Origin of the sequence: Chryseobacterium capnotolerans, assembly GCF_021278965.1 — a bacterium.
Lineage (GTDB): Bacteria > Bacteroidota > Bacteroidia > Flavobacteriales > Weeksellaceae > Chryseobacterium > Chryseobacterium capnotolerans.
The window spans coordinates 2,687,071-2,708,649 of the sequence record NZ_CP065589.1 but is presented as its reverse complement, the minus strand read 5'-3'; the positions used below and the strand labels follow the sequence as shown (position 1 = coordinate 2,708,649).

Below are 21,579 nucleotides of genomic sequence, written 5' to 3'. Positions count from 1 at the left end.
TTTGATCTCAGAGAAAAATAAAAAGAACTATATTAAGTAAGAGAAAAAAATGTAACAAATTTAGTTTTAGATAGTCTTATTATCACAAATAAAGCTGTTTTTTTAATCATGTATCTAAAGGAAATTGTGATTTTATATTAAAATTGATGGTATAAATTATGTATATTTATAACATGGATTGGTGAAAATATTAGTTTGAAAACAGTTTTATCAATGCGTTAAAAGTGAGTAGGTAGGTATAGGAAAATACGGCAGGTATAGAGAATTTTAAAAATTGAAAAGTATTAAAAATAATAAAATATATACAAGAACCTTAGAAAAAATGATGATTTGTGCTTTAGGCATAAGTCTGTTATTGTATGTGATTTCCTGTAGTTCCGGTTCCCGGGATAAAGACAAAGAAGATTTTGATACGGCCCTTATCAATAAGAGTTCAGACCTGCAGCTTTCCGGAGAATATGAAGCGCTTATTAAGCTTAATGTTGAATATTTGAGAAAAGCAGCTAAAATGGGATATAATGAAGGAATAGCTCTTTGTTATCTTAATATGGCTGAGGTTAATATATCTGCAGGAAACTATGAGAAAGCCTTGTTTTTTTCAATAAGGCTGAAAAAGATTTGAAAAATTCAGAAAACGGTTTCCATAAAGCCGCGTTTTATGATGATTACAGTCAGTATTATTCTCATCTTAAATTATATGATAAAGCAATAGAATGCAATACAAAAGCATTTTTATTTCTCAAACAAGCCAAAGATTCAGAACTTAAAAAGAAACTTCTTCCCAGACTTTATATCAATAAAGGAATTCATTCTGTTTTTAAAGGATGGTACGGAACATCGTTGAAATGTTTTTTAAAAGGGAATGAATTGGAAGATTCAGCATACAGCAATTGTATGGTAGCCCAGTATTATCTTTTCAGACATCAGCCTGATTCTGCAGGAATTTATATTGCAAAGTCTGAAGAAAAGATGTTCAGCCAAAAAACAAGTGATGCAGAATCTCTTTGGGTATATTATACCATGGGATATTACTATAACGAAATTAATAATAATGACCAGGCGGAAAAAGCCCTTAAAAAAGCCCTTGAAATTAATATAAAAACAAGACGTACCTATTCATCTCATATCAATAATGTATACAAGTCCCTTGCAGAACTTTATAAAAAGAAAGATGATGGCGGCAAGGCATATCATTACCTGAAAAAATACATGGAAGAGGAGGGAAGACTGGATGTGGCCAGATTAAATACCATGAATAAAGCAACAGAGAATTTTATCTCTGAACTGAAACCCGAATCGGACTGGCATAGAAACGATCTGCCTTTGACCATTGCATTATCGATCACTGTGCTTACCATCTCAGGTATATATGTTAAGAAGACTATTCAAACACAAAGGTTAAAAAAGAAAGTTTTAAAGGAAGAAACAGAGGAATTGAAAAATCATGTTAAAATAAAAATGCTGAAGGAAGTTATTGAACTTGCCCAAAAGAATGATTCCTCCTTTCTGATGAAATTTAAAGAATTGTATCCGGATTTTATAAGTACTCTGTTAAAGATCAATCCGGATCTTGAGAATTCTGAGCTGGCTTTTTGTGCAATGTTGAAACTGAATTTTTCATCCAAAGAAATTGCAGATTATACTTTTGTGCAGCACAGATCTGTTCAGCAAAAAAAATACAGGATCAGGAAAAGACTTAATATTCCAGGAGAAGAAGATATTTATGATTTTTTTGGTAGAATAAGTCAGTAAAAAGCCAAAATGGAAAGATGATTTAAAAAAAATGTAACATCACAAACTTCGGAAAGTCAGTTTTAAATCTTAATTTATACAAAAATTCAGTTAAAGGGAAAAAAGCATGGTGGTACGCATTCTTCTTTTTGTTTTATTTATTCTTGTGATTTCCTGCAGTCCTGATTCTGGGAAATATGAGAAAAGTTTTGATATTCCCCTGATGACGGAGAATGAACAATTCAGGCTTGCCGGTGAATATGACTCGTTGGTTAATCTCAATAAAAAATATTACCGAAAAGCACAGAAATTAGGGTATGATGGTGGTAAGGCATTATGTTATATTAACTTAGCCAGAGTCAATATGTCACTGGAGAATTATCAGAAAGCCAATATTCTTTTTAATAATGCAGAAGAGATTCTAAAAGATTCTGATAATCCTTTACATAAAGCTATATTTTATAACATTTATGGCAGACTTAATTCTGAAATGAGAAGGGTTGATAAAGCATTTGAATACAATAATGAAGCACTGAAAAATATTGAGAAAAGTAGGAATTCCGAATTAAAAACAAGAGTTCTCTTTTATATCTATTTGCAGCAGGGAGATTATTATACCCAAAAAAGAAGCCTATGGAAGCTCTGGAATATTTTCAGAAAGCCAGAAGGCTTGATCATACTGGGGTTGCAGATTGTACGATAAGCGATTATATATACAATTATAAAAATAAAGACTCTGCCTATAAGTATATAACGAGAGCTTATCATACAATGAACATGAATCAAAAGGAGGATGCCATAGCACTTAATATTCATACGGTTATGGGAGAATATTATGCTGCTTATGGAGAATATGATAAAGCGGAAAAAGAATTTTTGAAAGCCCTGGAAATCGATAAAAAAACCAGACGTATTTTCGCGCAATACACTAAGTATATTTATAATGATCTCAGATCTTTATATGCCTCTACAGGAGATAAAGAAAAAGCTTATTTTTATCTTAAGGCCTATACAGAAGCTAAGAACAGAACTAATACAGCTTTGCTGGCAACCATCAATCAGGATATGGAGTCCTTTATCTCAGAAGCAAAAACTGACTCTGAAAAACATAAAAGTAAAATGCAGTGGGTTGTTTTTCTATCTTTTGCCGGACTCTCACTGCTTGCTATATATACCTGGAGAATCATTAATACCTTAAGAATAAGAAAAGCAGATCTGAAGTCAGAAGCAGAAAATCTGAAAAACAGGATTAATGATAACAGGCAGGAGGAAATCATAGAGATGGCCAAAAGAAATGACCCTGAGTTTCTCAGTTCCTTTAAAGAGGCATATCCTGAGTTTATCAATAAACTTTTAGGTATTAATTCTAATCTGGAAGATTCTGAGCTTTCATTTTGTGCCATGTTGAAGCTGCATTTTACCTCTAAGGAAATTGCTGGCTATACTCTTATTCAGCATAGGACCGTTCAGCAAAAAAAATATCGGATCCGGAAACGACTTAGTATTCCAACAGAAACCGATATTTACCAATTTTTTGATGATTTGTAAAAAAAACTGTCTGATTGATCAATCAGACAGTGTTTCGAAATGTTTTTTTTCGCCACTCGAATTTCTTTGTGGTTTCTTTGGTCAAATTTGAAAAAAAATCTTCAAATAAGAAAAAATAGGTCTACTACACGAGTACTACAGCTGATTAAATAGGTTTTAATTATCTGATAATCATTTGTTTGTGTTTTTGTTCGCTTTTGCGTGTTAATTTATTCAAAAAGGATGATAGAGGTATGAAAATAAGGTTGCGGGGATCAGAGATGAGTAGGATATAAGAAAATTTATGGGTAGATTTTTCTATGATTTTACCAATATATTTTTTGTTTCTGTATTTTTCTAAGCATTCTTGCTTATGGTTATTATTTTGTTTAAATTTTGATATTCAGTGTTTTAATTTAATGCTGTATGAGTGTAGTAGGTTATTTTTTTTCTCTTTTCGATTTAAAATATAGATTTGTACATGTATTTAAGTAAAAACGATTCAGAAAAACTGTTTAGCAGAAAAGTTTATCATCAATTTTTTGATAACAAAGAATGCAAAGGACCTGAAAAAATGGCTTAGTTATAATAAAACTAAAGAAAAAACACAAAATACATGAATCCAAAAAACATAAATGAATCTCCGAAATCAGGATCTTAAGGAGAGAGAAACGATTTATTTTAAGAAAAAATGGCTGTCTTGAGGGAGACAGCCTTTTTTCGTAAACACAAATATCATAAAGTAAAGACACTGAAAGCAGGATAGAACCCTATTGAAAAACTATATTAAGATCATATAATAATCCTTTAAGCATTACCTCATTTTTTTAATGACCGCTAAAGAATTCCAGCATCGTTGCTAAAGCTGTTTTAGAATGCATCCGTTCTCCGTTTTCAAGAGACTCTTTTGTGGCAGTGGCAGCTCGTTTTCGCATCGTAATCTCATATTGTGAAATAGCTTCCTGTAAAGTACTGTAATGACTGCTTGTTAAATATTCACTGAGCTCAAGAGCATCAAGCATAGCCATGTTGGCTCCTTCTCCTGCAAACGGAGGCATAACATGGGCGGCATCACCTATTAATGTTATATTGGATCTTGCTTCCCAGGTCTGATCTAAAGGCATAAAATAAATAGGACGGGGAATAAAAGGAATAGCAGCTTTTTCAAACAATTCGTGCCATATTTCACTCCATTCCGGATATTCTGTTTTAAACCATTGCAGGATTGCGGTATTATCAGAAAAATCCAGTCCACTGCTAACCGCCCAGTTTTCATCGGCTTTAAAGCTTGCATAGAAGCCAAGATCGCCGTTTCCTTTCTGTCCCATCAGTATATTTTTAGCATCTCCAAAGGCCATTATCTTTCCACCATTAATCAATGCATTAATGTTAGGAGCATGGTCTTTTGAAACAATACCTTCCAGCATAATCACTCCTGAATAAATAGGTTGGTTATCTGTGAGATAAGGACGGATTTTAGAATGAGCTCCATCAGATGCAATCACCAGATCCGCATAAGCCGAAGTTCCGTTTTTGAAATGAAGTACCCATCCTTTATTCTGAGGCTCCATGGATATAAAATGGCTGTCCCATACCACTGTGTCAGGTTGCAGAGACTCCAGCAGCATATTTCTCAAAGGACCACGATCTATTTCAGGACGGAAATGTTCAGCTCCAAAATCTTCCTCAGGCTTGTTCTCATGATCACTGAACAGAATTTCAGCCTGTTCATTCATGATGAGCGTTTTATCTGCTCCCGGTCGGAATGTCTTTTTAAATTCTTCCAGTAAACCAGCTTTACGTATGGCTGCCAGCCCCGAATCTTCATGCATGTCGAGAGGAGAGCCCTGAACACGGGCTTCTTTATTAAAATCTCTTTCATATACTTTTACATGGGCATTTTTCAGCTGTAAAAGTCTTGCCAGTGTAAGTCCGGCAGGGCCGTCGCCAATGATGGCGATTGATATATTGTCTATCAGCATTGTATTTAAATTTTACAGGACAAAATTACTGTCCCTTCAACACTGATAATAGTATAAATCGGTCGTTTTTATTTTTTGATAATTCTTTGGGTGCAACACCTGAAAATTTTTCACTTCTTTAATGAAATGATTCTGATCTGTATAATTAAGCTCCGGGAATAACTTGCCTTGTGCAATATGTTCCAAAGAGGCTCTGAAGCGCAGAATAGTAGAGTAGGCCTTTAATGATAATCCCAGATATTTTGTGAAATAACGGTTGATCTGTCTACTGCTCCAGCCCACTTTTTCCGAAAGTTCATTCACGCTCATTTCTCCTTTTGATGTATAGATGAGTTCAAAAAGTCTATGTTTTCTCACATCTGTTTTTAGGGGAATCAGCTCCTGTATTTTTTTTGTTGCTTTTGTGCAGCAAAGTTCAAAATCTTGTAAATCATCAGCTTTAAAATTCCAGAAATCTTTAGAAAGCTCTTTGGCAGCATTTAATACATCAGCAATGGTGGTGTGTAAAATGTATTCCACTGCAATAGGTTTAAAGCTCACCACAAAAGCCTGAGTTTTCGGTGGGATTTGTCTTTGTTCGGGATAGGTTTCCAATCCAATAAGAGTGATTTGAAAAGGCCCTGAAGATGATTGCATGAAAAATAAATCAACCCTTCCATCAGGAATAATCACCACTTCTTTTGCTTCATCTGATCGGTTATGGAAAGTACCCAGGTTTTCTACAAAATCTGCAATATTTTGATCCGGTTCGATGAAATGAAAATGGAAATCATTATCCATACAAAGCAGTGTGTTTTTTAAGAGATTGAAAAAACAAAAATAGACTAATAATTAATTTATTAATGATTTTTTTTAGCGGATAATACACGAATAAATAATTTATGTATAATTCAAAAATCTATATCCCTATATGGTTTAATTTTTTTTAGCCACATAGTAATATAACTTGAAATTTATTTGTGAATTCGTGGTAGATAAAGATAAAGCAGTATTCAATTTTATTAGAGATAAAATCTTCGCACCTTAAAAAGTTATACCATTTACATTCTTTTGCGCCCTAACATTTTCCAACAAAAAAGCCCGGACTGTAAACAAACAGCCCAGGCTCTATCAAGATTAAAAATAAGTTTAAAAAGAATATCCCAAAGAAAACGTTACATTTCTGGGAGCTCCGGGAAAGGCTCGTGTATAGTCGAACCCGCCAAGGAAATAATATTTATCGAAAATATTGTTGACATTCACTGCCATTTTCATTTTTCCGATATGGTAATAAACGGCAGCATTGACGGTAGTATAAGAGGGCCATTCCCCCCCAAAGAGCATTACCATTGCTGTCTTTTCCAATGCTGTTATCCATACGTCTGGTATCTACATAATACATTCCCGCACCAAAGCCAAGTCCTTTTAAAGCTGAGGTTGAGAAGACGTATTTTAACCATATGCTTGCCATGTTTTTAGGAGCTCCGGGCAAAGCCTGTCCCACTTCAGAGGCGATGGAAGAAGATTTCACTTCTGTATGGTTAAAAGTATAATTTCCCATGATCTGAAATTCTTTGGTCAGCTGCCCGCGGATGTCCAGTTCCACGCCTTTTGATACTGCTTCTCCGGATTGTCTGTACACTGGAAATCCTGATGTACCGATTTCTCCTGTTGCAATCAGCATATTTTGACGTTCAATCTGGAAGAGAGATAGGTCCATTTGCAATTGATTCTTAAAAAATCCGGTTTTAAGTCCGGTTTCAATCTGAAAGCTATGCTCAGCAGTGAAAGGTTTATCGGCACCATAATCCTGGTAATTTTGGATAAAGTTAGCCCCAACAGGAGCAAATCCCTGTGAATAACTTGCGAAATAATTGATCTGATCGTTGATCTGATAGGTAAGTCCAATACGAGGCAGCCATACGTTCTGAGTCGCACTAAAGCGGTCTTTACCATTTACAGTTTCAGAATAATAATGCTCATGACGCAGTCCAACGATAAGTTTTAATCTATCTGCAAATGAAATCTGATCCTGTACATAGATTCCGGTGGTTTTGTATGGGCTTAGAAAAGGATAATTTCCTTGAGATAACCATACATAATTACTCAGATCATGAGTGGTATAGGTAGGATTATTAAGGTCAAATGTTAATGGAACAATTTTACCATCTACTTTTTGTTGTCTTGCTTCTCTTTGCTGATTATTGCTGTCTCCTTCATATTGGGCATAATCTACTCCTGCAACAATATGATTCTCTATTGTATGACCGGTAAGATCCCATTTTAAATACACTACAGAGTTATCCGTATAATCTTTTCCGTGACGGTCAAAGAAACGCATATTCATGATGGTATTGGTAGGTGCGTCTGCATAACTGTTCAGGGTGCGGTGTTCATTTACCTCTTCCTGATAGATGGATTTCATATAACTTGCATTCAATGAAAGGTTATGAGTAAGGCGCTGGCTTAATCTTGCACTGAATGATAACATTTTGGTATTATAAAAATCCGATGGCTGACTTAAAGTAAAGGAGCGGTCCAGGGCGTAAAAATCATTATTTCTCAATCCCATTCCACGATCAAGATATCCATGGAACTGATCATATACAAGATCAATATCTACCTGAGTTCCATCAAATGGTTTAAAAGTAAAAGATGGAGCCATCATAAAGTTTTTCTGCTGATTGACATTTCGGAATGTTTTGCTGTCCTCATAGCCTGCATTCAGACGATACAGAATTTTCTTTTCCTTATCCAACGGTCCTGTCAAGTCAATGCTGGTACGGATAGTCTGAAAACTCCCAACGGAGAAGTTGATAGAACCTTTTTGTCTATCCAATGGCTTTTTAGTCACCATGTTGATCGTTCCGCCGGGAGTTACATCTCCAAATAATGACGCACCAGGCCCTTTTAAAACAGATACGCTTTCCAGATTGATCGTTAAGGGTGAACGGTAATAGCTGTTTCCATAACTATATCCCGAACGCAGTCCATTCACAAGACGGATTCCTGTTTCGTAGCCGCTTTTAAATCCCCGAATGATAAGATCATCATAAGAAGAAGCTGTGGTTACCCCTGCCAGATCTTGTACAACATCACGGGTAGTGTAGGCCTGCTTATCTTCCATAAACTCACTGCTGACAATAGAAACTGATTGTGGCAGATCTTTTAGATTCCCTGAAAATTTTCCTCCAAGCTCCAGAGTATTAGTAAGATAAGAGTTGTTTCTTCGAGCAGTAATTAAAACCTCCTGGAGATCCGTTTGATTTTCTGTCATACGAATTGTAATTCCGTTTTTATCATCATAAGAAAGGGAATCTAGTGTGATATTGGATCTGGAATAGCCTTTGGCATCAATCATGAGATGTGCTGGATATTGAACCTGGGTTTCAAACTGAAATTTTCCGTCTTTACTTGTTGTTGTCGAACTTCCTTGGTTGATAAAAACGGTGGCATTAGAAATTATTTTTCCTTCCTGATTCAGGATTTTTCCAAAAATAGGATGGGTCTCCTGTGCTGATAGCGCAAAAGGAACTAGGAGCATGATACCATTGATGTACAATACTTTTTTAGAGATATGTTTCATTGTATATTTCTACGCTGTTGTAGTATTTATTGTTCTGTGGGAATCATTAATTCCATGTGTAGAGTTGGATAAGTACCTTCATAGCATGATTTCAGAAGTTTAAAATTCTGTTTAAGCCAATAATCATAAGCTCCTTGTAGAAAAGGATGAGTATGCAGGTATAATCTTTTTATTTTTTTCTTTTGAGCTGTTTTTACCAATTCCTGAAACAGACGGGTGGCAATTCCTGCTCTCCGGTATTCGGGGTTAACGAATAACCTAGCGACTTCTACGGTTGTGTTTTGGTCAATGTCCAGATGAGGAAAACGGTAATCAAAAGGCATCATTCCAATAACACCTATCAGTTTTCCGTCTTCAGTCCGGGCCTGTAAGAATGCTCCGGTGGGAGATTGAAGGTAATTCTGCTCAAAGTTGACAAGGTCTTTAGGAACAATCAAAGGATCCAGCAGCGGATACAATTGACGTCTGAATTCCATGACATAAGGAAGGACTTCAAATACCTGATAATCTTGTACCAGTGAAATCGTTATTTCTTTATGATTTTTCATATTTTTTATTTTAGTTGTGGGGCGAATATTGGAGTTCCCTGATTATCCAGGGCGAGTAAAGGAACCTGATATGTTTCTTCAAGAAGCTGCTTCAATTCATCTGTTTCCAATGATTGAACAGCCACTAGTTCATGATGACGCATCACAAAAAAATCATCACCAAACAGAAAAGCAAGGTTGGGATCATGCATGACACATAAAACCGTAGTTCCTTCCTTCACGAACTGGCGGATGACTTCCAATACAGCAACCTGATAATGCAGATCCAGATGGTTGGTAGGCTCATCCAGCATCAGGATATCCGGTTGCTGAACCAATACCCGGCATAAGAGAACCAACTGGCGCTCGCCGCCGGAAAGAGAGGTGTAAGGTTTATCTTTTAAGTGGATTAAATTAAATTTTTGAAGAATGGCCTCTACTGTTTGATAATCCGCCTGTTTGGGGGAGAATCTGGAAAAAGAGGCACGACCTGTTAAGATCACATCAAAAACTTTAAATGGAAAAGTGGTTTGATGAAACTGGGTTAAAAACCCGAGGCGGACAGGAGAGGTTGTTCCTATTTTTATTTTTCGGCGATTCTTATCGGCGATCCATACTTTTCCTTTGTAGTTCTTTTCCAGCCCTGCAATGATCTTAAATAAAGTCGATTTACCACTTCCGTTTCTTCCCAGAATGACAGAAAGCTTTCCTTTTGAAAATTTCGCATTGATATTGTTCAGCACCTGATCTTTTCCGTAATCAAAAGAAAGCTGTTCTATACTGATGATACTGTTCATGAGTTCCAGTTTATGGCGTTTTTACGCATTAAATAAATGAAAATAGGGGCTCCGATAATCATAGTAAAGACTCCTATCGGAATTTCAAAGGGCATTACCGTACGCGAAAAATCATCGATCAATAATAAAAATGCACCTCCGATACTGATATTCGCCCAAACAGTAATATTATTATTGGGTCCAAAAATCATTCTGCTGATATGAGGAACGATCAATCCAAAGAGGCTGATGACTCCAACAGCAGCAACGGATGATGCTGTAATCATGGTAGCTACTGCCATAACGATCAGTTTTAAGACTGTTGGGTTTACTCCAACCGCCATCGCTTCGTGATCTCCCAAAGCTAAAAGATTGAGCTTCCACCGAAGGACAACAATCACAGTTAAACCAATAACAATCGGAAATACGGCTGTATGAACTTTCTGCCATGAAGCTGTATGCAGATTCCCCATGGTCCATTGTACGATAGCCTGTAGTTTATAAGGATCACTCAGATATTGTAAGACCGTAAGGAAAGCAGTAAATACCCCTGATACGATCATTCCGGCAAGAACCATACTGACAATAGAGGTTTTTTCTCCGGCATACGAGACAAGATAAGTAATGACTACTGCTGCAACTCCAAAAATAAATGCTGAAATATTAACGGCCATTACAGGAAATAGCATGGCTAATGCAGCTCCAAATGCAGAACCTGAAGAAATTCCCAACGTAAAAGGATCAACGATCGGATTTCTGAAAACAGACTGTAATACTCCTCCTGCAGAGGCTAGAGAAGCGCCTACGAGAAATGTAAGAACAATTCTTGGTAAACGAACCTGCCATAAAATCGTATGCAGACTTCCCTGAAGAACCGCTTCGTCTTTAGAAATTCCAAATTCCAAAGCGATATGATGAAACAATGTTCCTATACCAATATTCTGGCTGGAACCTATAATCAGTGAAACAAACACTAAAAATAAAGGAAGCAGAATAAGCAGGGAAATTGTTTGAATGTTTTTTATCATCAGATCAGTCCTTTTTTACCATACATTACTTCAAAAGCTTTTTTTACATCCTGATCAAGTTGTTCCTGAGTATATTCTGGCATACACCAATGACGAAGCTGCTTAGCAAACAACATAAATTTCACCGTATGCGGATCGTATGGGAAAGATGGTGACATCACAAATACCTGCTTGTTTTTTACAGCAGGAAGAGCATCTAATTCTTTAAGGCTGTAAACATCAGATAATTTTGAATTCCAAAGAATGATAAGATCAGGATTCCATTTGTACATGGTTTCTGCACTGATATTGGGTGCTTCTACCGGAACAGGACATACATTTTGAGCCCCTGAAAGGGTTATAGCCATATCAATAAGGCTTCCTTTTCCTGAAGTAGACATTATACGTCCTTTTGACCATGCATAGTATATCTTTTTAGGAGAACTAATCTGGGAAGCTCTCATTTTCTTTACTTCTTCAGCCACATATCCTGTAACTTCCTCAGCACGTTTCTGTTTTCCAAGCAGTTTTCCGACATTTTTTAATTCGTCAAGAATCTTTTCATCATTTAAAGAAGAAAAAGTAAATACCGGAATTCCAAGGTTTTCAAGTTGGTTAATATTATCCTCATCTGTATTAAAGGTCAGGACCAGATCAGGATTTAGTCCCACAATACTTTCCGCATTACTGGACTGTCCTCCAAAAGTAGGAGTGGCAATGCTTTTATTTTTAATTCGGTCATCAAGCTTAGAGAGAAAGCTGTAAGTATCTTCCATTTCATAAATCTGTTGGGGAATTCCCACAATTTTTTCACCTGACTGAAGCATGTAAACATCATCCACCAATGCATTGTATAGAACAACAACCCGCATGGCTTCATGAGGAAGAATGATTTTTTCCTTCCTCCCTCTGCTGTCAGTTCCGGATACTTCTGTATTCGCTGAGATTTCTTTAGTACCGGTATTTTTCGAATTATTACAGCTTTGCAATGCCAGCAGCAGAGCGGAAACACTTATAATAAACAAATTTTTAATTTTCATAAGTTCTATTTTTTGCCAGATAACGTAATGATTGATGAGACAAAAGCTGAGCGTCCATTAGCTCAATACGTTTACCATATCTTAAAGAAAGCTGCTCATACAGACGTCCGTCATAAGGTACAGTGAACCGTTGAGCTGAGGTGATAAATATTGGCAGATGTTGATTTCCGATAAAGTAGCAGAAGTCTGCGGCATCGGCGTCGTTTTCTGCGGGGAAGCTTATGGTAAGACAGGTTTTGAAATCAATGGTGGCCATCAACTGTCCATTACTGTATAAACCGTCTCCCTGCTGCCATTCCTTGCTGTTTCCTAACCGCAGTTCCAAAACAAGCCCGGATCTGGTAGTCCGGGTTAGTTTTTGCTTTTTATTTTCAAACCATTCGAGTTCCAGGACGTCGGGATTGCTGTCATTGAGATGCATCCCTGTTTTTACCTCATCAATTACGACTGGTTGTACTATACTCATATTAAGCTTCTTTAGCGCTTTCTTTTTTTAGCTTTACCTTTTCTTTCAGCCAGTTGCACCATTCGTCAATTCCATCACCGTTGAGTGTGCTGATCGTCATTACTTCAAGATTAGGATTTACTTCATGAGCATCTTTGGTTACTGCTTCTACAGAGAATGGAACGTAGGGAAGCAAATCAGCTTTAGAAACGAGCATCAGTTCACTGGTTAAAAACATGCGGGGATATTTTTTAGGTTTATCATCGCCTTCGGTAGAAGCCAGAAGGGTTACACGATAATCTTCCCCAAGGTCAAAAGCAGATGGGCAAAGAAGATTTCCTACATTTTCGATGAATAATAAATCTACCCCTTCTAAATCGATATGATCTAAAGCCTGTAAAATCATCTGAGCCTCAATGTGACACATTCCTCCGGTTACGATTTGTAAAGCATTGATTCCTGCTTCACGCATCCTGATCGCATCACGTTCTGTTTCCGGGTCACCCACAAGGATTGAAATGTTAAGATCCTGAGCCAGTCGTTTTCCGGTTTCCTGCATTAATGTAGTTTTCCCTGATCCCGGAGAAGAACACACATTGATCACACAAACATCTTTTAAACGGTCTCTGATGGCTTTGGCTACAAAATCATTAGCCTTTAATAAATGAAGCGTGGTATTATCACATTGAACCGATCCTACGCGGTTTCCTAAACTTTTTGGATTAGCTGTTGACATATTAATGGTCTTTTTGTTTAAAAATTACTTTTGAAATAAAGAGTTCGTTTCCCTGAACGATATTAGAGGAAGGGGTTGCACAGTCTTCGCAGACAAATTTGTGGTACCTGACCTGGAAGTCTTTACCGCACTGGTCACAATGGGCAATAATGTCATTGACGAGCACTTCAAGTTCCATTTCCTGATAGAGCGGGTGGTCAGTAATGAAGGCGTCAAAAGCATTCTGAATCAGAACAGGCTGAACATTGGAAAGCAATCCTGCTGTTACCTGAACCTGTTGGATATCTTCTACTTTAGCATCGTAATGCTCTTCCAAAGTGTCAAAAATATCCTTTACTATACTCAATTCATGCATAGCTTATATTTTTATAGATGAGACGGATTACCTGAATTTTTCGGATAATCTTAGTGAGGAAAGTAGATGTAAAACCCAATGTTTATGGGTGTTTACAAATATGAAATTAAAACCTAAAGTTTATATTCTGATCTTTAAATTATGGAATAAAAGATACTTGGGAAGATGATAATGATGTACGAACTCGGTTTCAGAATTCATTACTGCATTAATATCTATAGTAGATCCCCATGAAAACATTTCTTTTTCAAAAAGGATAAAGGGCAGTTCAAAAAAAGTTTTGTCAACATCCAAGTCATTTTCAGCAATAGAGGCTATGAACAGAAGGTCATGCTGCTGAACAGAGTTTGATATTTTAAAACTGATCTGATCTGGTGAAGAATAAACAGAAATATTACTTCTCTTGTGGCTGGCAAATCCCAGTAGTAATGTAAAAAACAGGACAAGCGTGAAAGTAATTGATATGTAAAGAGACTTCTTCATTGAGTATAGCAAATTTACATCATTTCAGAGCCTCCATTCTTACCAAAAACCTTTTAAAAATGTTCAAAATCAGGACGGAATGTCTATCTTGGAATTTTACATATTTCATAATTTACAAATGTTGTTTTTTGTGTATTTACTTGTTTTTTAGAATGTTAATTGTTGTTTTGGAGAGTTGGTTTAGACTGTAATACTTTATAAGAATGTTGAAAAAAATGACTTTTCCAATTTGAATAAAAAAAGTAATTTTGAGAAGAGTACTTCTACGAGGTACCGGTTTTAAATTTTAAAAAATTATAAAATGACTATATCCCGATACCAAATTATTTTTTTATTGATGCTAGTCTCTGGGGCTGTATCAGCTCAAAAAAGAAAAGTAAGGAAGGCGCTCCGCCGCCACCGAAAAAAGTAGAATATGCTCCGCCCGCTCCCAAAAAGCCAGAGAGCTTTACTCCTGAAATAGACGGTAATACAGCATTCAGATGGAAAAATGAACCTGAAACATTAACTACTTTTACTCCTGATGACCTTGTAGAAAGGATTTATGATTTTAGTGGAATGTATGCTGTACGTATTATTTCTCATTATCCACTTGAGACTATCCAGTATAAAAAACCGGATAAAGGAGATGATCGTGTGGTTCTTCTTGGGTATACCGTAAAATATGATGATTATGATACCATCGAACTGAAAGGCAATAAAATGACGATTTCTGATAAAAAAGATCCTAAAAAGAAAAAATAACCTTTGATGTCATAAAAAAAGGGAATAAAATTATCAGGATCAAAGAAATAAAGACGGGAAGAGTATTTAATCAATCTGAGTATTCACCATCACCATCGATATAAAGGTTATATTCCAGTGGAAGAGATGTGCAGTATACTGCTTCCTTACTGGAAAAAGGAATTATAAAACCTTATATCATGAGATTGCAATAGCTCACGAACAGATTGAAACCGACCGTACGATAGAAAATTAGTGGTTGAGTTATAATGCTAAACAAAAGATTATAATTTTGTAAAATAGTCTTCCTCAAGAATAGCATATTCATAATTATCACTCCATCCGCTTTTTAAGGGAAGTAATTTTCTGCGATGGGCTTCCCTTATCATTCCACATTTTTCCATGACTTTATAAGAGGCAATATTATCAACGGCACAGCCTGCTTCAATTCTATGAAGCTTCAAATCTTCAAAACCAAACCGGATGATTCTTTCCAATGCTTCTGTTGCATAGCCTTTTCCCCAAATTTCAGGGCTGAGCTTATACCACGTTTCAGCATTCTTGTAATGAAGTTTAATAAGATCAATAGCGATAATGCCTACAAAGATACAGTCAATTGTTGTTTCTATTAAAAACGTAAACTTTTTGCGGCTTTGCCTGCTTTCTGCTTCTGACCTCCAGATATTGACCAACTTTTGAGTTTCTTTTTTATCTTCAGAGTAAGAACTGGGATTAAATAATGTACTTTCAGGTTGTAAGAGCATATGATGAACATTTGAAACATCACTTACTTTGAATGTACGTAAGGTTAAACGTTGAGATTTCAATATAAGGTCATTCATTAAATAATCTTTTTTGATCGATATAAAGGTAAATAAAATTAGGGATTAGAAAACATTTTCAACCTTGAATAAGAAACGAAAATACATTTTGAAATAGAGTTTTAAGATAAATATTTAAAGGCTTTTTATGTAATAAAACAATCAAATACAGCCAGCATATAATTGTTTGGCAGTCTTTTTCGTGAAAATAGACAGCCTTTTCACCATGGACAGGCTGTAAAGTCTCTATATTTGAATACTGTAATGCATTGTAAATGTTTTATAATGCCAATGAAAAAGATAATACTATGCAAGAAGAAAAAATTGACTTTTTACATCATAATGAGTCAGCCTGGAACAAACAGGCATTAGAACAGAACGAATGGTCTCAGGCTGTAAGTGCAGAGCTGATCAATAATGCAAAAGAAGGGAATTGGGAGGTACATCTCACTCCAAAACCCTTATCTAAGGAATGGCTGGGAGATGTAAAAGGAAAGAAAATCCTATGTCTGGCATCTGCAGGTGGGCAGCAGGCTCCGGTACTGGCCGCAGTGGGAGCGGATGTGGTAGTTTTTGATATCTCAGAAGAGCAGTTGAAGCAGGATGAGCGGGTTGCAGAGCGTGACGGATTATCATTGAAAACAGTTCAGGGAGATATGAGAGATCTCAGGGCTTTTGAAGATGAGTCTTTCGATATTGTTTTTCATCCCATATCCAATCATTATGTAGAAGATGTACATCCTGTCTGGAAAGAAGCTTATAGAGTTTTGAAAAAAGGCGGTTCTTTATTGGCCAGCTTTTTCAATCCGGTTGTTTTTGTAGCAGATCGTAATCCACAGGATATCGCAGATGGAATTATAAGGCCCAAATATACTTTGCCTTATGCAGATATCAGAGACCTGAATCAGGAAGAAATTGCAAGAAAAATAGAGAATCAGGAAGCGCTGGTTTTTGGACATACACTTTCTGATCTGATTGGCGGTCAAATGAAAGCGGGCTTTGTGATTGCAGATTTCACAGAAGAAATGCAGCCCCATCCAAGGTTTTTAATTGATCAATATCTACCAACCTTTATTGCCACTAAGGCTGTTAAGTTAGGTTAAGTGGTATCGCGGAAAATGTAATTGAACAGTTGCTGATATTACAGTGGAAGACGTAATCATTCCCTTCCATCGGAGGGGTGTCAAATCGTAGATTTGACGGGGTGGTCCTTATTTACTCAATTGCTCTCTGAATTCAAAGATTTATCCCTATTTTAGACGCCAAAATAGATAGTATTGTAATTTCCAATGGATAAATCATCGATCAATAATTATTTCCATTCCCTGTTCAGTATTCAAGATGAGGTGGTGGAGAAGATCACAGAAAAATTCAACCAGTTTGAGTTAAAAGCCAATGCTGTCCTGTTGGATCAGAATACCATCAGTACTAAAACCTATTTCCTTGAAAAAGGGTATGTACGGTCCTATCTCCTGAATGAAGATAATGAAGAAATTACCACTAACATTTACGCTGCGCCCTGTTTTGTGAATGATTTTTTATCTTTTTTCAGGCAGCAGCCTACCAAAGAAATCTATCAGGTGGTAACAGACTGTACATTCTGGGAAACCGGTTTGGAAAATGTTCAGTATAACTTTCATAATATTCCTGAATTCCGGGAGTTCAGCAGGCTTCTTTTTGTTCTGAATTACCACAATATTCATGACCGGCTTATCGAAATGGCAAGCCAGAAAGCTTCCACCCGGTATTTCAACCTGATGAAGAAAGACCCGGACATTTTTCAGCATGTTCCGCTAAAGGTGATTGCTTCGTACTTAGGAATTAAAGACAGCTCATTAAGCAGAATCAGAAGGGATATTCGTAAGTAAAGGCGGGAAGCGGGAAGTTGGAGGATGGGAGTTATTGCAGACGGATTATTTATGATGATTTTTTATTTAATGGAGTATTTATAAAGGCGGGAAGCGGGAAGTTGGAAGATGGGAGTTATTGCAGACGGATTATTTATGATGATTTTTTATTTAATGGAGTATTTATAAAGGCGGGAAGCGGGAAGTTGGATGATGGGAGTTATTGCAGACGGATTATTCATGATGTTTTTTATTTAATTAAGCATTTGTCAAATCTGCAGTACAATTTTATCGCAGATAAAATCCTCGCGCCTTAAATAATCTCATCTTTTTATATCCTCTTGCGCCTTCGCGATTTCCAACAAACTCATTCATATAATAAAAAGGCAATCCGTAGAAATAGATTAAAAACTCATTTTGGGACCTCCATAACTTCCAGCTTCCAGCCTCCCTCTTCCAATATTGTCTTTCAAATTATTATTTCTTTTCATTTGTCAAGTGATCAATTAAAATTTGTCATTCATCTTTGCTGAAAATAATTTCATGAACAAAAAACATATTGTAGTTGTAGGATTAGGTGGCGTAGGCGGATATTTTGGTTTTAAAATCAACCAGGTTAATGAAACATCCGGGAAATATAAAGTCTCCTTTGTTGCCAGAGGAGAAACTTACCAGAAAGTCAAAGAAAATGGGCTGGTTTTGCTTTCTCCGGAGCATCCCAATGATCGTACTCATCCCAATGCCATTGAGCAGAATATCAGTGATATCAAGAATCCTGATCTGGTGCTGATTTGTGTAAAAGAATATGATCTGGAGAATGTTTGCAGACAACTTAAAGAAGTTATTACTAAAGATACAATACTGCTTCCCATGATGAATGGAGCAGATATCTATGACAGAATCAGAAAAATAATTCCGGATCATACTATTCTGCCAACCTGTATTTATGTAGCTTCCCATATTAAAGAAAGAGGAACGGTAGAGCATAAAGGAAAAGCAGGAAAAATGATTGTAGGAAGAGATCCTGAGCATTTTTCAACTGATGTTATATGGGTAACAGATCTGCTTCAGGAAAGCAACATCGATTTTGATTTTAAAGACAATTCTTTAACAGATATCTGGACTAAATTTATTTTCATCGCAAGTTTTGGATTGGTAACCGCTAAACATAATTCATCCATAGGAACCGTTTGTACTGATGAAGAACAGAAGCACGAGGCATCGGAAATTATGAAGGAAATCAAACAGATTGCAGATCAAAAAGAAATTTACCTCTCTGAAGGTATTATAGAAGAAACCTTTGAAAAAGCGTGTACATTTCCTTTTGAAACGCCAACTTCTTTACAGTTAGACATTCATTCCGGGAAAAAAGATAATGAACTGGAATTATTTGCCGGAGCGGTTTTAAAGTATGGGAGAGAACTAAAGATTAATACTCCTTTTACTCAGAAAATCTATAACGAGATCAAAGCAAAATAGGTAAGCAGAATAAAAAATAGTAACCACATAGATTTCTATGTGGTTAATTTAATTTAGAAAGACAGAATAACTATAATAATTCATAGTTTTGAATCAAACTCCGTGCATGAAATGCTGCCGGTCTAATAGTACTTCTTCAGTCTCCCTATGATCCGGATCATCAATACAGCAGTCTACCGGACAAACAGCCTTACACTGAGGTTCTTCATGAAACCCTTTACATTCCGTGCATTTTCCGGATACAATATAATAGACGTCATCCGAAACGGCCTGATTGTAAGCACCTGCATCGGCTTCCGTTCCATCCGGGAACGTGATATGCCCTGAGAGTTTGGTTTTATCCTGCCAACGCCAATCGATAGCACCTTCATAAATGGCTGAATTAGGGCATTCAGGCTCACAGGCTCCGCAATTGATACAGTCATCTGTTATTTTAATAGCCATATTTTTTATTTTTGAAATATTGTAAAAAAGGGATTTCTTTAACATACTGTTTTAGAAATCCCTACTAAACTTAATTAAAACAGTTCTAACAATTTATTACATCATAAACTGTGCAAACTTGTATTTTAAACCTGTTAATTTGCTGCAATCTCTACTGAGAGCCCGTCCATTTGAGCGGTCAGGTAGATCTGACAGGCTAATCTGCTGGTTTCTTTGGTGGTGAAAAGTTCTGAAAGAAGGGCATCTTCCACATCATTTTTTTCAGACAATGATGCCGCTCCGTTCAGAATATAACAGTGACAGGTAGCACACATGGCCATTCCGCCACACATCGCTTCCATAGGTAATTCATAGGCCTTACAGATATCTTTTAAGGTAAGTCCCATCTCCAGCGGGCAGATCAGGATATGCTGAATACCGGTCTGATCTGTCACTGTGATTGTTATTTCGTCTTTCATGGTTATTAGTCAATCGTTGCTACTACTTGCTTTTCTGCTTGTTTTTTGGTTCCGTCGAAACCTTCGATACCGCTTACGGTAGTATATTTCAACACAAATTTTTTATTAGGGTTCAGCCGTTGGTAAATGCTTTGGCAGGCAATGGCCGCTTCATGGAATCCGCATAAAATAAGCTTCATTTTAAAAGGATAGGTATTGATATCTCCCACAGCATAAACGCCGCCAATATTGGTCTGGAAATCGGTACTGTTATCCACTTTTATTGCATTTTTTTCAAGTTCCAGCCCCCAGTCGGCTAATGGCCCCAGTTTAGGAACCAATCCGAATAAAGGGATGAAATAATCAGTTTCAATAGTTTGAATAGCGCCTTCTTTTTCCACTACAATTTCCTGTAGAGAATCTCTGCCTTTAAGGGCAATAACCTCTGCCGGAGTAATCAGATTGATTTTTCCTGCATGCTTTAATTTCTTCACTTTTTCCACAGAATCCAAAGCACCTCTGAATTCATTTCGTCTGTGGATTAAGGTTATTGATGATGCTATTTCTGCCAGATGGATGGTCCAATCCAAAGCAGAATCTCCACCGCCGGCAATCACAACACGTTTTCCGACATAATCCTCCGGTCGTTTGATGAAATAATTAACCCCGCGGTCTTCATACAAGGAAATGTCTTCAATAGGTGGTTTTTTAGGCTCAAAACTTCCAAGTCCGCCGGCAATCACAACTGCCTTGGCTCTATGTTTAGTCCCTTTATCTGTAATGACTTCAAACAGGTTTTCCTCCAGTTTTAGAAGATGTACAGCCGTTTCATTGAGCGTAAATCCAGGTTCAAACTGCTTAATCTGTTCATAAAGATTATCAATCAGGTCCCCTGCCAATACACTTGGGAATCCCGGAATATCAAAGATGGGTTTCTTGGGATATAATTCTGATAACTGGCCTCCCATCTGTGGCAATGCATCAATAATATGGCATCGCATTTTAAGAAGACCGGCTTCAAAAACTGTAAATAACCCTGCAGGGCCGGCTCCAATAATCAGTATATCTGTCTCTATCATGCTATGATTGATTTATGATTGTTTTTTCTATTTTCTTTGTGGCTGCTATGCTGATAAGTTTATCAAGTTTGCCGGAATAAAATGCTGAGATCTGCTTTGGATTCTCACTGTCAAATAAAGATGTTCTGAGAATCGGAACACTGAAGGGAAGCGGCCATGCCCGTAATGATTTAGCAATGGCATCCATTGCATTGATTCCCTGCATTGCCTGCAGACCATCTGCCCAGCATACCAATCCTATGGTTTTGTCGGTAAGATAAGGCTCATAAGAATGAGCTGTCACTTCCAGCCAATCCAGGCAGTTCTTCATCACTCCCGGAATACTTCCATGATAAAGGGGAGCCAGCCAGAAATGAATATCGGCATCCTGAAACATCTGAGTCATTCTTTCTACAGCCAGAGGAGTTTTGTTGAGGGTGACATCAAATAAAGGAATTCCGGAATCTGCGAGCGTAAAAATATCAGTACGGATCCCAATTGCTTCCAGCTGCTGCGAGATATAAGCGGAGATCAATCCGGAAGTGGATTCTGTTCTTCTTTCCAGAGATCCGTTGAATATGATTGCTTTCATTTTG

24 protein-coding genes are annotated in these 21,579 nt (G+C 36.9%); 8 read left to right on the top strand and 16 right to left on the bottom strand.

The window, feature by feature from the left end:
• Window positions 1-274 precede the first annotated feature (274 nt).
• The 4 genes from H5J24_RS12920 (at window position 275) to H5J24_RS12905 (ending at window position 3,279) form a co-directional block, all read left to right on the top strand.
• The gene (locus H5J24_RS12920; RefSeq protein ID WP_232815564.1) at window positions 275-622 is read left to right on the top strand and encodes a hypothetical protein; all 348 of its coding nucleotides are present in this window, start codon (window positions 275-277) and stop codon (window positions 620-622) included.
• Window positions 619-1,752 carry a tetratricopeptide repeat protein gene (locus H5J24_RS12915; protein ID WP_232815563.1) on the top strand — a complete coding sequence of 378 codons (1,134 nt, stop codon included), beginning with the start codon at window positions 619-621 and terminating at the stop codon, window positions 1,750-1,752. The genes H5J24_RS12920 and H5J24_RS12915 overlap by 4 nt, the downstream gene beginning before the upstream one ends.
• Before the next feature lie 106 nt (window positions 1,753-1,858).
• Window positions 1,859-2,434 (top strand): tetratricopeptide repeat protein, encoded by a 576-nt coding sequence (locus tag H5J24_RS12910; protein WP_232815562.1) that lies wholly within the window; start codon window positions 1,859-1,861, stop codon window positions 2,432-2,434.
• Window positions 2,365-3,279 carry a tetratricopeptide repeat protein gene (locus H5J24_RS12905; RefSeq protein WP_232815561.1) on the top strand — a complete coding sequence of 305 codons (915 nt, stop codon included), beginning with the start codon at window positions 2,365-2,367 and terminating at the stop codon, window positions 3,277-3,279. The genes H5J24_RS12910 and H5J24_RS12905 overlap by 70 nt, the downstream gene beginning before the upstream one ends.
• Window positions 3,280-4,085: 806 nt before the next feature.
• Here H5J24_RS12905 and H5J24_RS12900 read toward each other — a convergent pair.
• The 11 genes from H5J24_RS12900 to H5J24_RS12850 all read right to left on the bottom strand — a co-directional run bounded on the left by H5J24_RS12900 (window position 4,086) and on the right by H5J24_RS12850 (window position 14,174).
• Window positions 4,086-5,240: an FAD-dependent oxidoreductase gene (locus tag H5J24_RS12900; protein WP_232815560.1), complete on the bottom strand. Its 1,155-nt coding sequence runs from the start codon at window positions 5,238-5,240 to the stop codon at window positions 4,086-4,088.
• A gap of 36 nt (window positions 5,241-5,276) precedes the next feature.
• The gene (locus H5J24_RS12895; RefSeq protein WP_232815559.1) at window positions 5,277-6,020 is read right to left on the bottom strand and encodes a helix-turn-helix domain-containing protein; all 744 of its coding nucleotides are present in this window, start codon (window positions 6,018-6,020) and stop codon (window positions 5,277-5,279) included.
• A gap of 436 nt (window positions 6,021-6,456) precedes the next feature.
• A complete protein-coding gene (locus H5J24_RS12890) occupies window positions 6,457-8,805 on the bottom strand; it encodes a TonB-dependent receptor (RefSeq protein WP_232815558.1) in 2,349 nt (782 codons plus the stop codon).
• A gap of 26 nt (window positions 8,806-8,831) precedes the next feature.
• A complete protein-coding gene (locus tag H5J24_RS12885) occupies window positions 8,832-9,353 on the bottom strand; it encodes a GNAT family N-acetyltransferase (protein ID WP_068942846.1) in 522 nt (173 codons plus the stop codon).
• A gap of 5 nt (window positions 9,354-9,358) precedes the next feature.
• Window positions 9,359-10,129 (bottom strand): ABC transporter ATP-binding protein, encoded by a 771-nt coding sequence (locus H5J24_RS12880; RefSeq protein WP_068942847.1) that lies wholly within the window; start codon window positions 10,127-10,129, stop codon window positions 9,359-9,361.
• Entirely contained in the window at window positions 10,126-11,133 is a 1,008-nt protein-coding gene (locus tag H5J24_RS12875) for a FecCD family ABC transporter permease (RefSeq protein ID WP_390881170.1), read from the bottom strand. The genes H5J24_RS12880 and H5J24_RS12875 overlap by 4 nt, the downstream gene beginning before the upstream one ends.
• A gap of 2 nt (window positions 11,134-11,135) precedes the next feature.
• Window positions 11,136-12,155 (bottom strand): ABC transporter substrate-binding protein, encoded by a 1,020-nt coding sequence (locus H5J24_RS12870; RefSeq protein WP_232815557.1) that lies wholly within the window; start codon window positions 12,153-12,155, stop codon window positions 11,136-11,138.
• The gene (locus H5J24_RS12865; protein ID WP_141395668.1) at window positions 12,145-12,621 is read right to left on the bottom strand and encodes an urease accessory protein UreE; all 477 of its coding nucleotides are present in this window, start codon (window positions 12,619-12,621) and stop codon (window positions 12,145-12,147) included. The genes H5J24_RS12870 and H5J24_RS12865 overlap by 11 nt, the downstream gene beginning before the upstream one ends.
• 1 nt (window position 12,622) lies before the next feature.
• The gene (hypB, locus tag H5J24_RS12860; RefSeq protein ID WP_082811156.1) at window positions 12,623-13,336 is read right to left on the bottom strand and encodes a hydrogenase nickel incorporation protein HypB; all 714 of its coding nucleotides are present in this window, start codon (window positions 13,334-13,336) and stop codon (window positions 12,623-12,625) included.
• Between the two features lies 1 nt (window position 13,337).
• Complete coding sequence (locus tag H5J24_RS12855) at window positions 13,338-13,691, bottom strand: hydrogenase maturation nickel metallochaperone HypA/HybF (RefSeq protein WP_068942850.1); 354 nt, start codon at window positions 13,689-13,691, stop codon at window positions 13,338-13,340.
• A 120-nt stretch (window positions 13,692-13,811) separates the two neighbouring features.
• Window positions 13,812-14,174, bottom strand: a complete 363-nt coding sequence (locus tag H5J24_RS12850; RefSeq protein WP_068942851.1) for a hypothetical protein — start codon at window positions 14,172-14,174, stop codon at window positions 13,812-13,814.
• 558 nt (window positions 14,175-14,732) lie between these two features.
• On the opposite strand from H5J24_RS12850, the gene H5J24_RS12845 reads away from it, so the two are divergent.
• Window positions 14,733-14,918: a hypothetical protein gene (locus tag H5J24_RS12845; protein WP_232815556.1), complete on the top strand. Its 186-nt coding sequence runs from the start codon at window positions 14,733-14,735 to the stop codon at window positions 14,916-14,918.
• Window positions 14,919-15,181: 263 nt separating this feature from the next.
• On the opposite strand, the gene H5J24_RS12840 is transcribed toward H5J24_RS12845, so the two are convergent.
• Window positions 15,182-15,739, bottom strand: coding sequence for a GNAT family N-acetyltransferase (locus H5J24_RS12840; protein WP_068942853.1), 558 nt, complete (start codon window positions 15,737-15,739; stop codon window positions 15,182-15,184).
• A 287-nt stretch (window positions 15,740-16,026) separates the two neighbouring features.
• Between H5J24_RS12840 and H5J24_RS12835 the strand changes: the two genes are divergently transcribed.
• From H5J24_RS12835 to H5J24_RS12825, 3 genes are all read left to right on the top strand, one after another.
• Entirely contained in the window at window positions 16,027-16,821 is a 795-nt protein-coding gene (locus H5J24_RS12835; protein WP_068945043.1) for a class I SAM-dependent methyltransferase, read from the top strand.
• A gap of 186 nt (window positions 16,822-17,007) precedes the next feature.
• On the top strand, window positions 17,008-17,586 hold the full coding sequence (locus tag H5J24_RS12830) for a Crp/Fnr family transcriptional regulator (RefSeq protein ID WP_068942854.1): 579 nt from the start codon (window positions 17,008-17,010) through the stop codon (window positions 17,584-17,586).
• Window positions 17,587-18,108: 522 nt separating this feature from the next.
• Window positions 18,109-19,044, top strand: coding sequence for a ketopantoate reductase family protein (locus H5J24_RS12825; RefSeq protein WP_068945044.1), 936 nt, complete (start codon window positions 18,109-18,111; stop codon window positions 19,042-19,044).
• A 93-nt stretch (window positions 19,045-19,137) separates the two neighbouring features.
• On the opposite strand, the gene H5J24_RS12820 is transcribed toward H5J24_RS12825, so the two are convergent.
• The 4 genes from H5J24_RS12820 to H5J24_RS12805 all read right to left on the bottom strand — a co-directional run bounded on the left by H5J24_RS12820 (window position 19,138) and on the right by H5J24_RS12805 (window position 21,575).
• Window positions 19,138-19,488 (bottom strand): 4Fe-4S dicluster domain-containing protein, encoded by a 351-nt coding sequence (locus H5J24_RS12820; RefSeq protein ID WP_068945045.1) that lies wholly within the window; start codon window positions 19,486-19,488, stop codon window positions 19,138-19,140.
• 134 nt (window positions 19,489-19,622) lie between these two features.
• A complete protein-coding gene (locus tag H5J24_RS12815; RefSeq protein WP_068942856.1) occupies window positions 19,623-19,946 on the bottom strand; it encodes a 2Fe-2S iron-sulfur cluster-binding protein in 324 nt (107 codons plus the stop codon).
• Between the two features lie 5 nt (window positions 19,947-19,951).
• Window positions 19,952-21,004, bottom strand: a complete 1,053-nt coding sequence (locus H5J24_RS12810) for an NAD(P)/FAD-dependent oxidoreductase (protein WP_068942857.1) — start codon at window positions 21,002-21,004, stop codon at window positions 19,952-19,954.
• Window position 21,005: 1 nt separating this feature from the next.
• Window positions 21,006-21,575 carry an NADPH-dependent FMN reductase gene (locus H5J24_RS12805; RefSeq protein WP_068942858.1) on the bottom strand — a complete coding sequence of 190 codons (570 nt, stop codon included), beginning with the start codon at window positions 21,573-21,575 and terminating at the stop codon, window positions 21,006-21,008.
• Window positions 21,576-21,579: the final 4 nt, after the last annotated feature.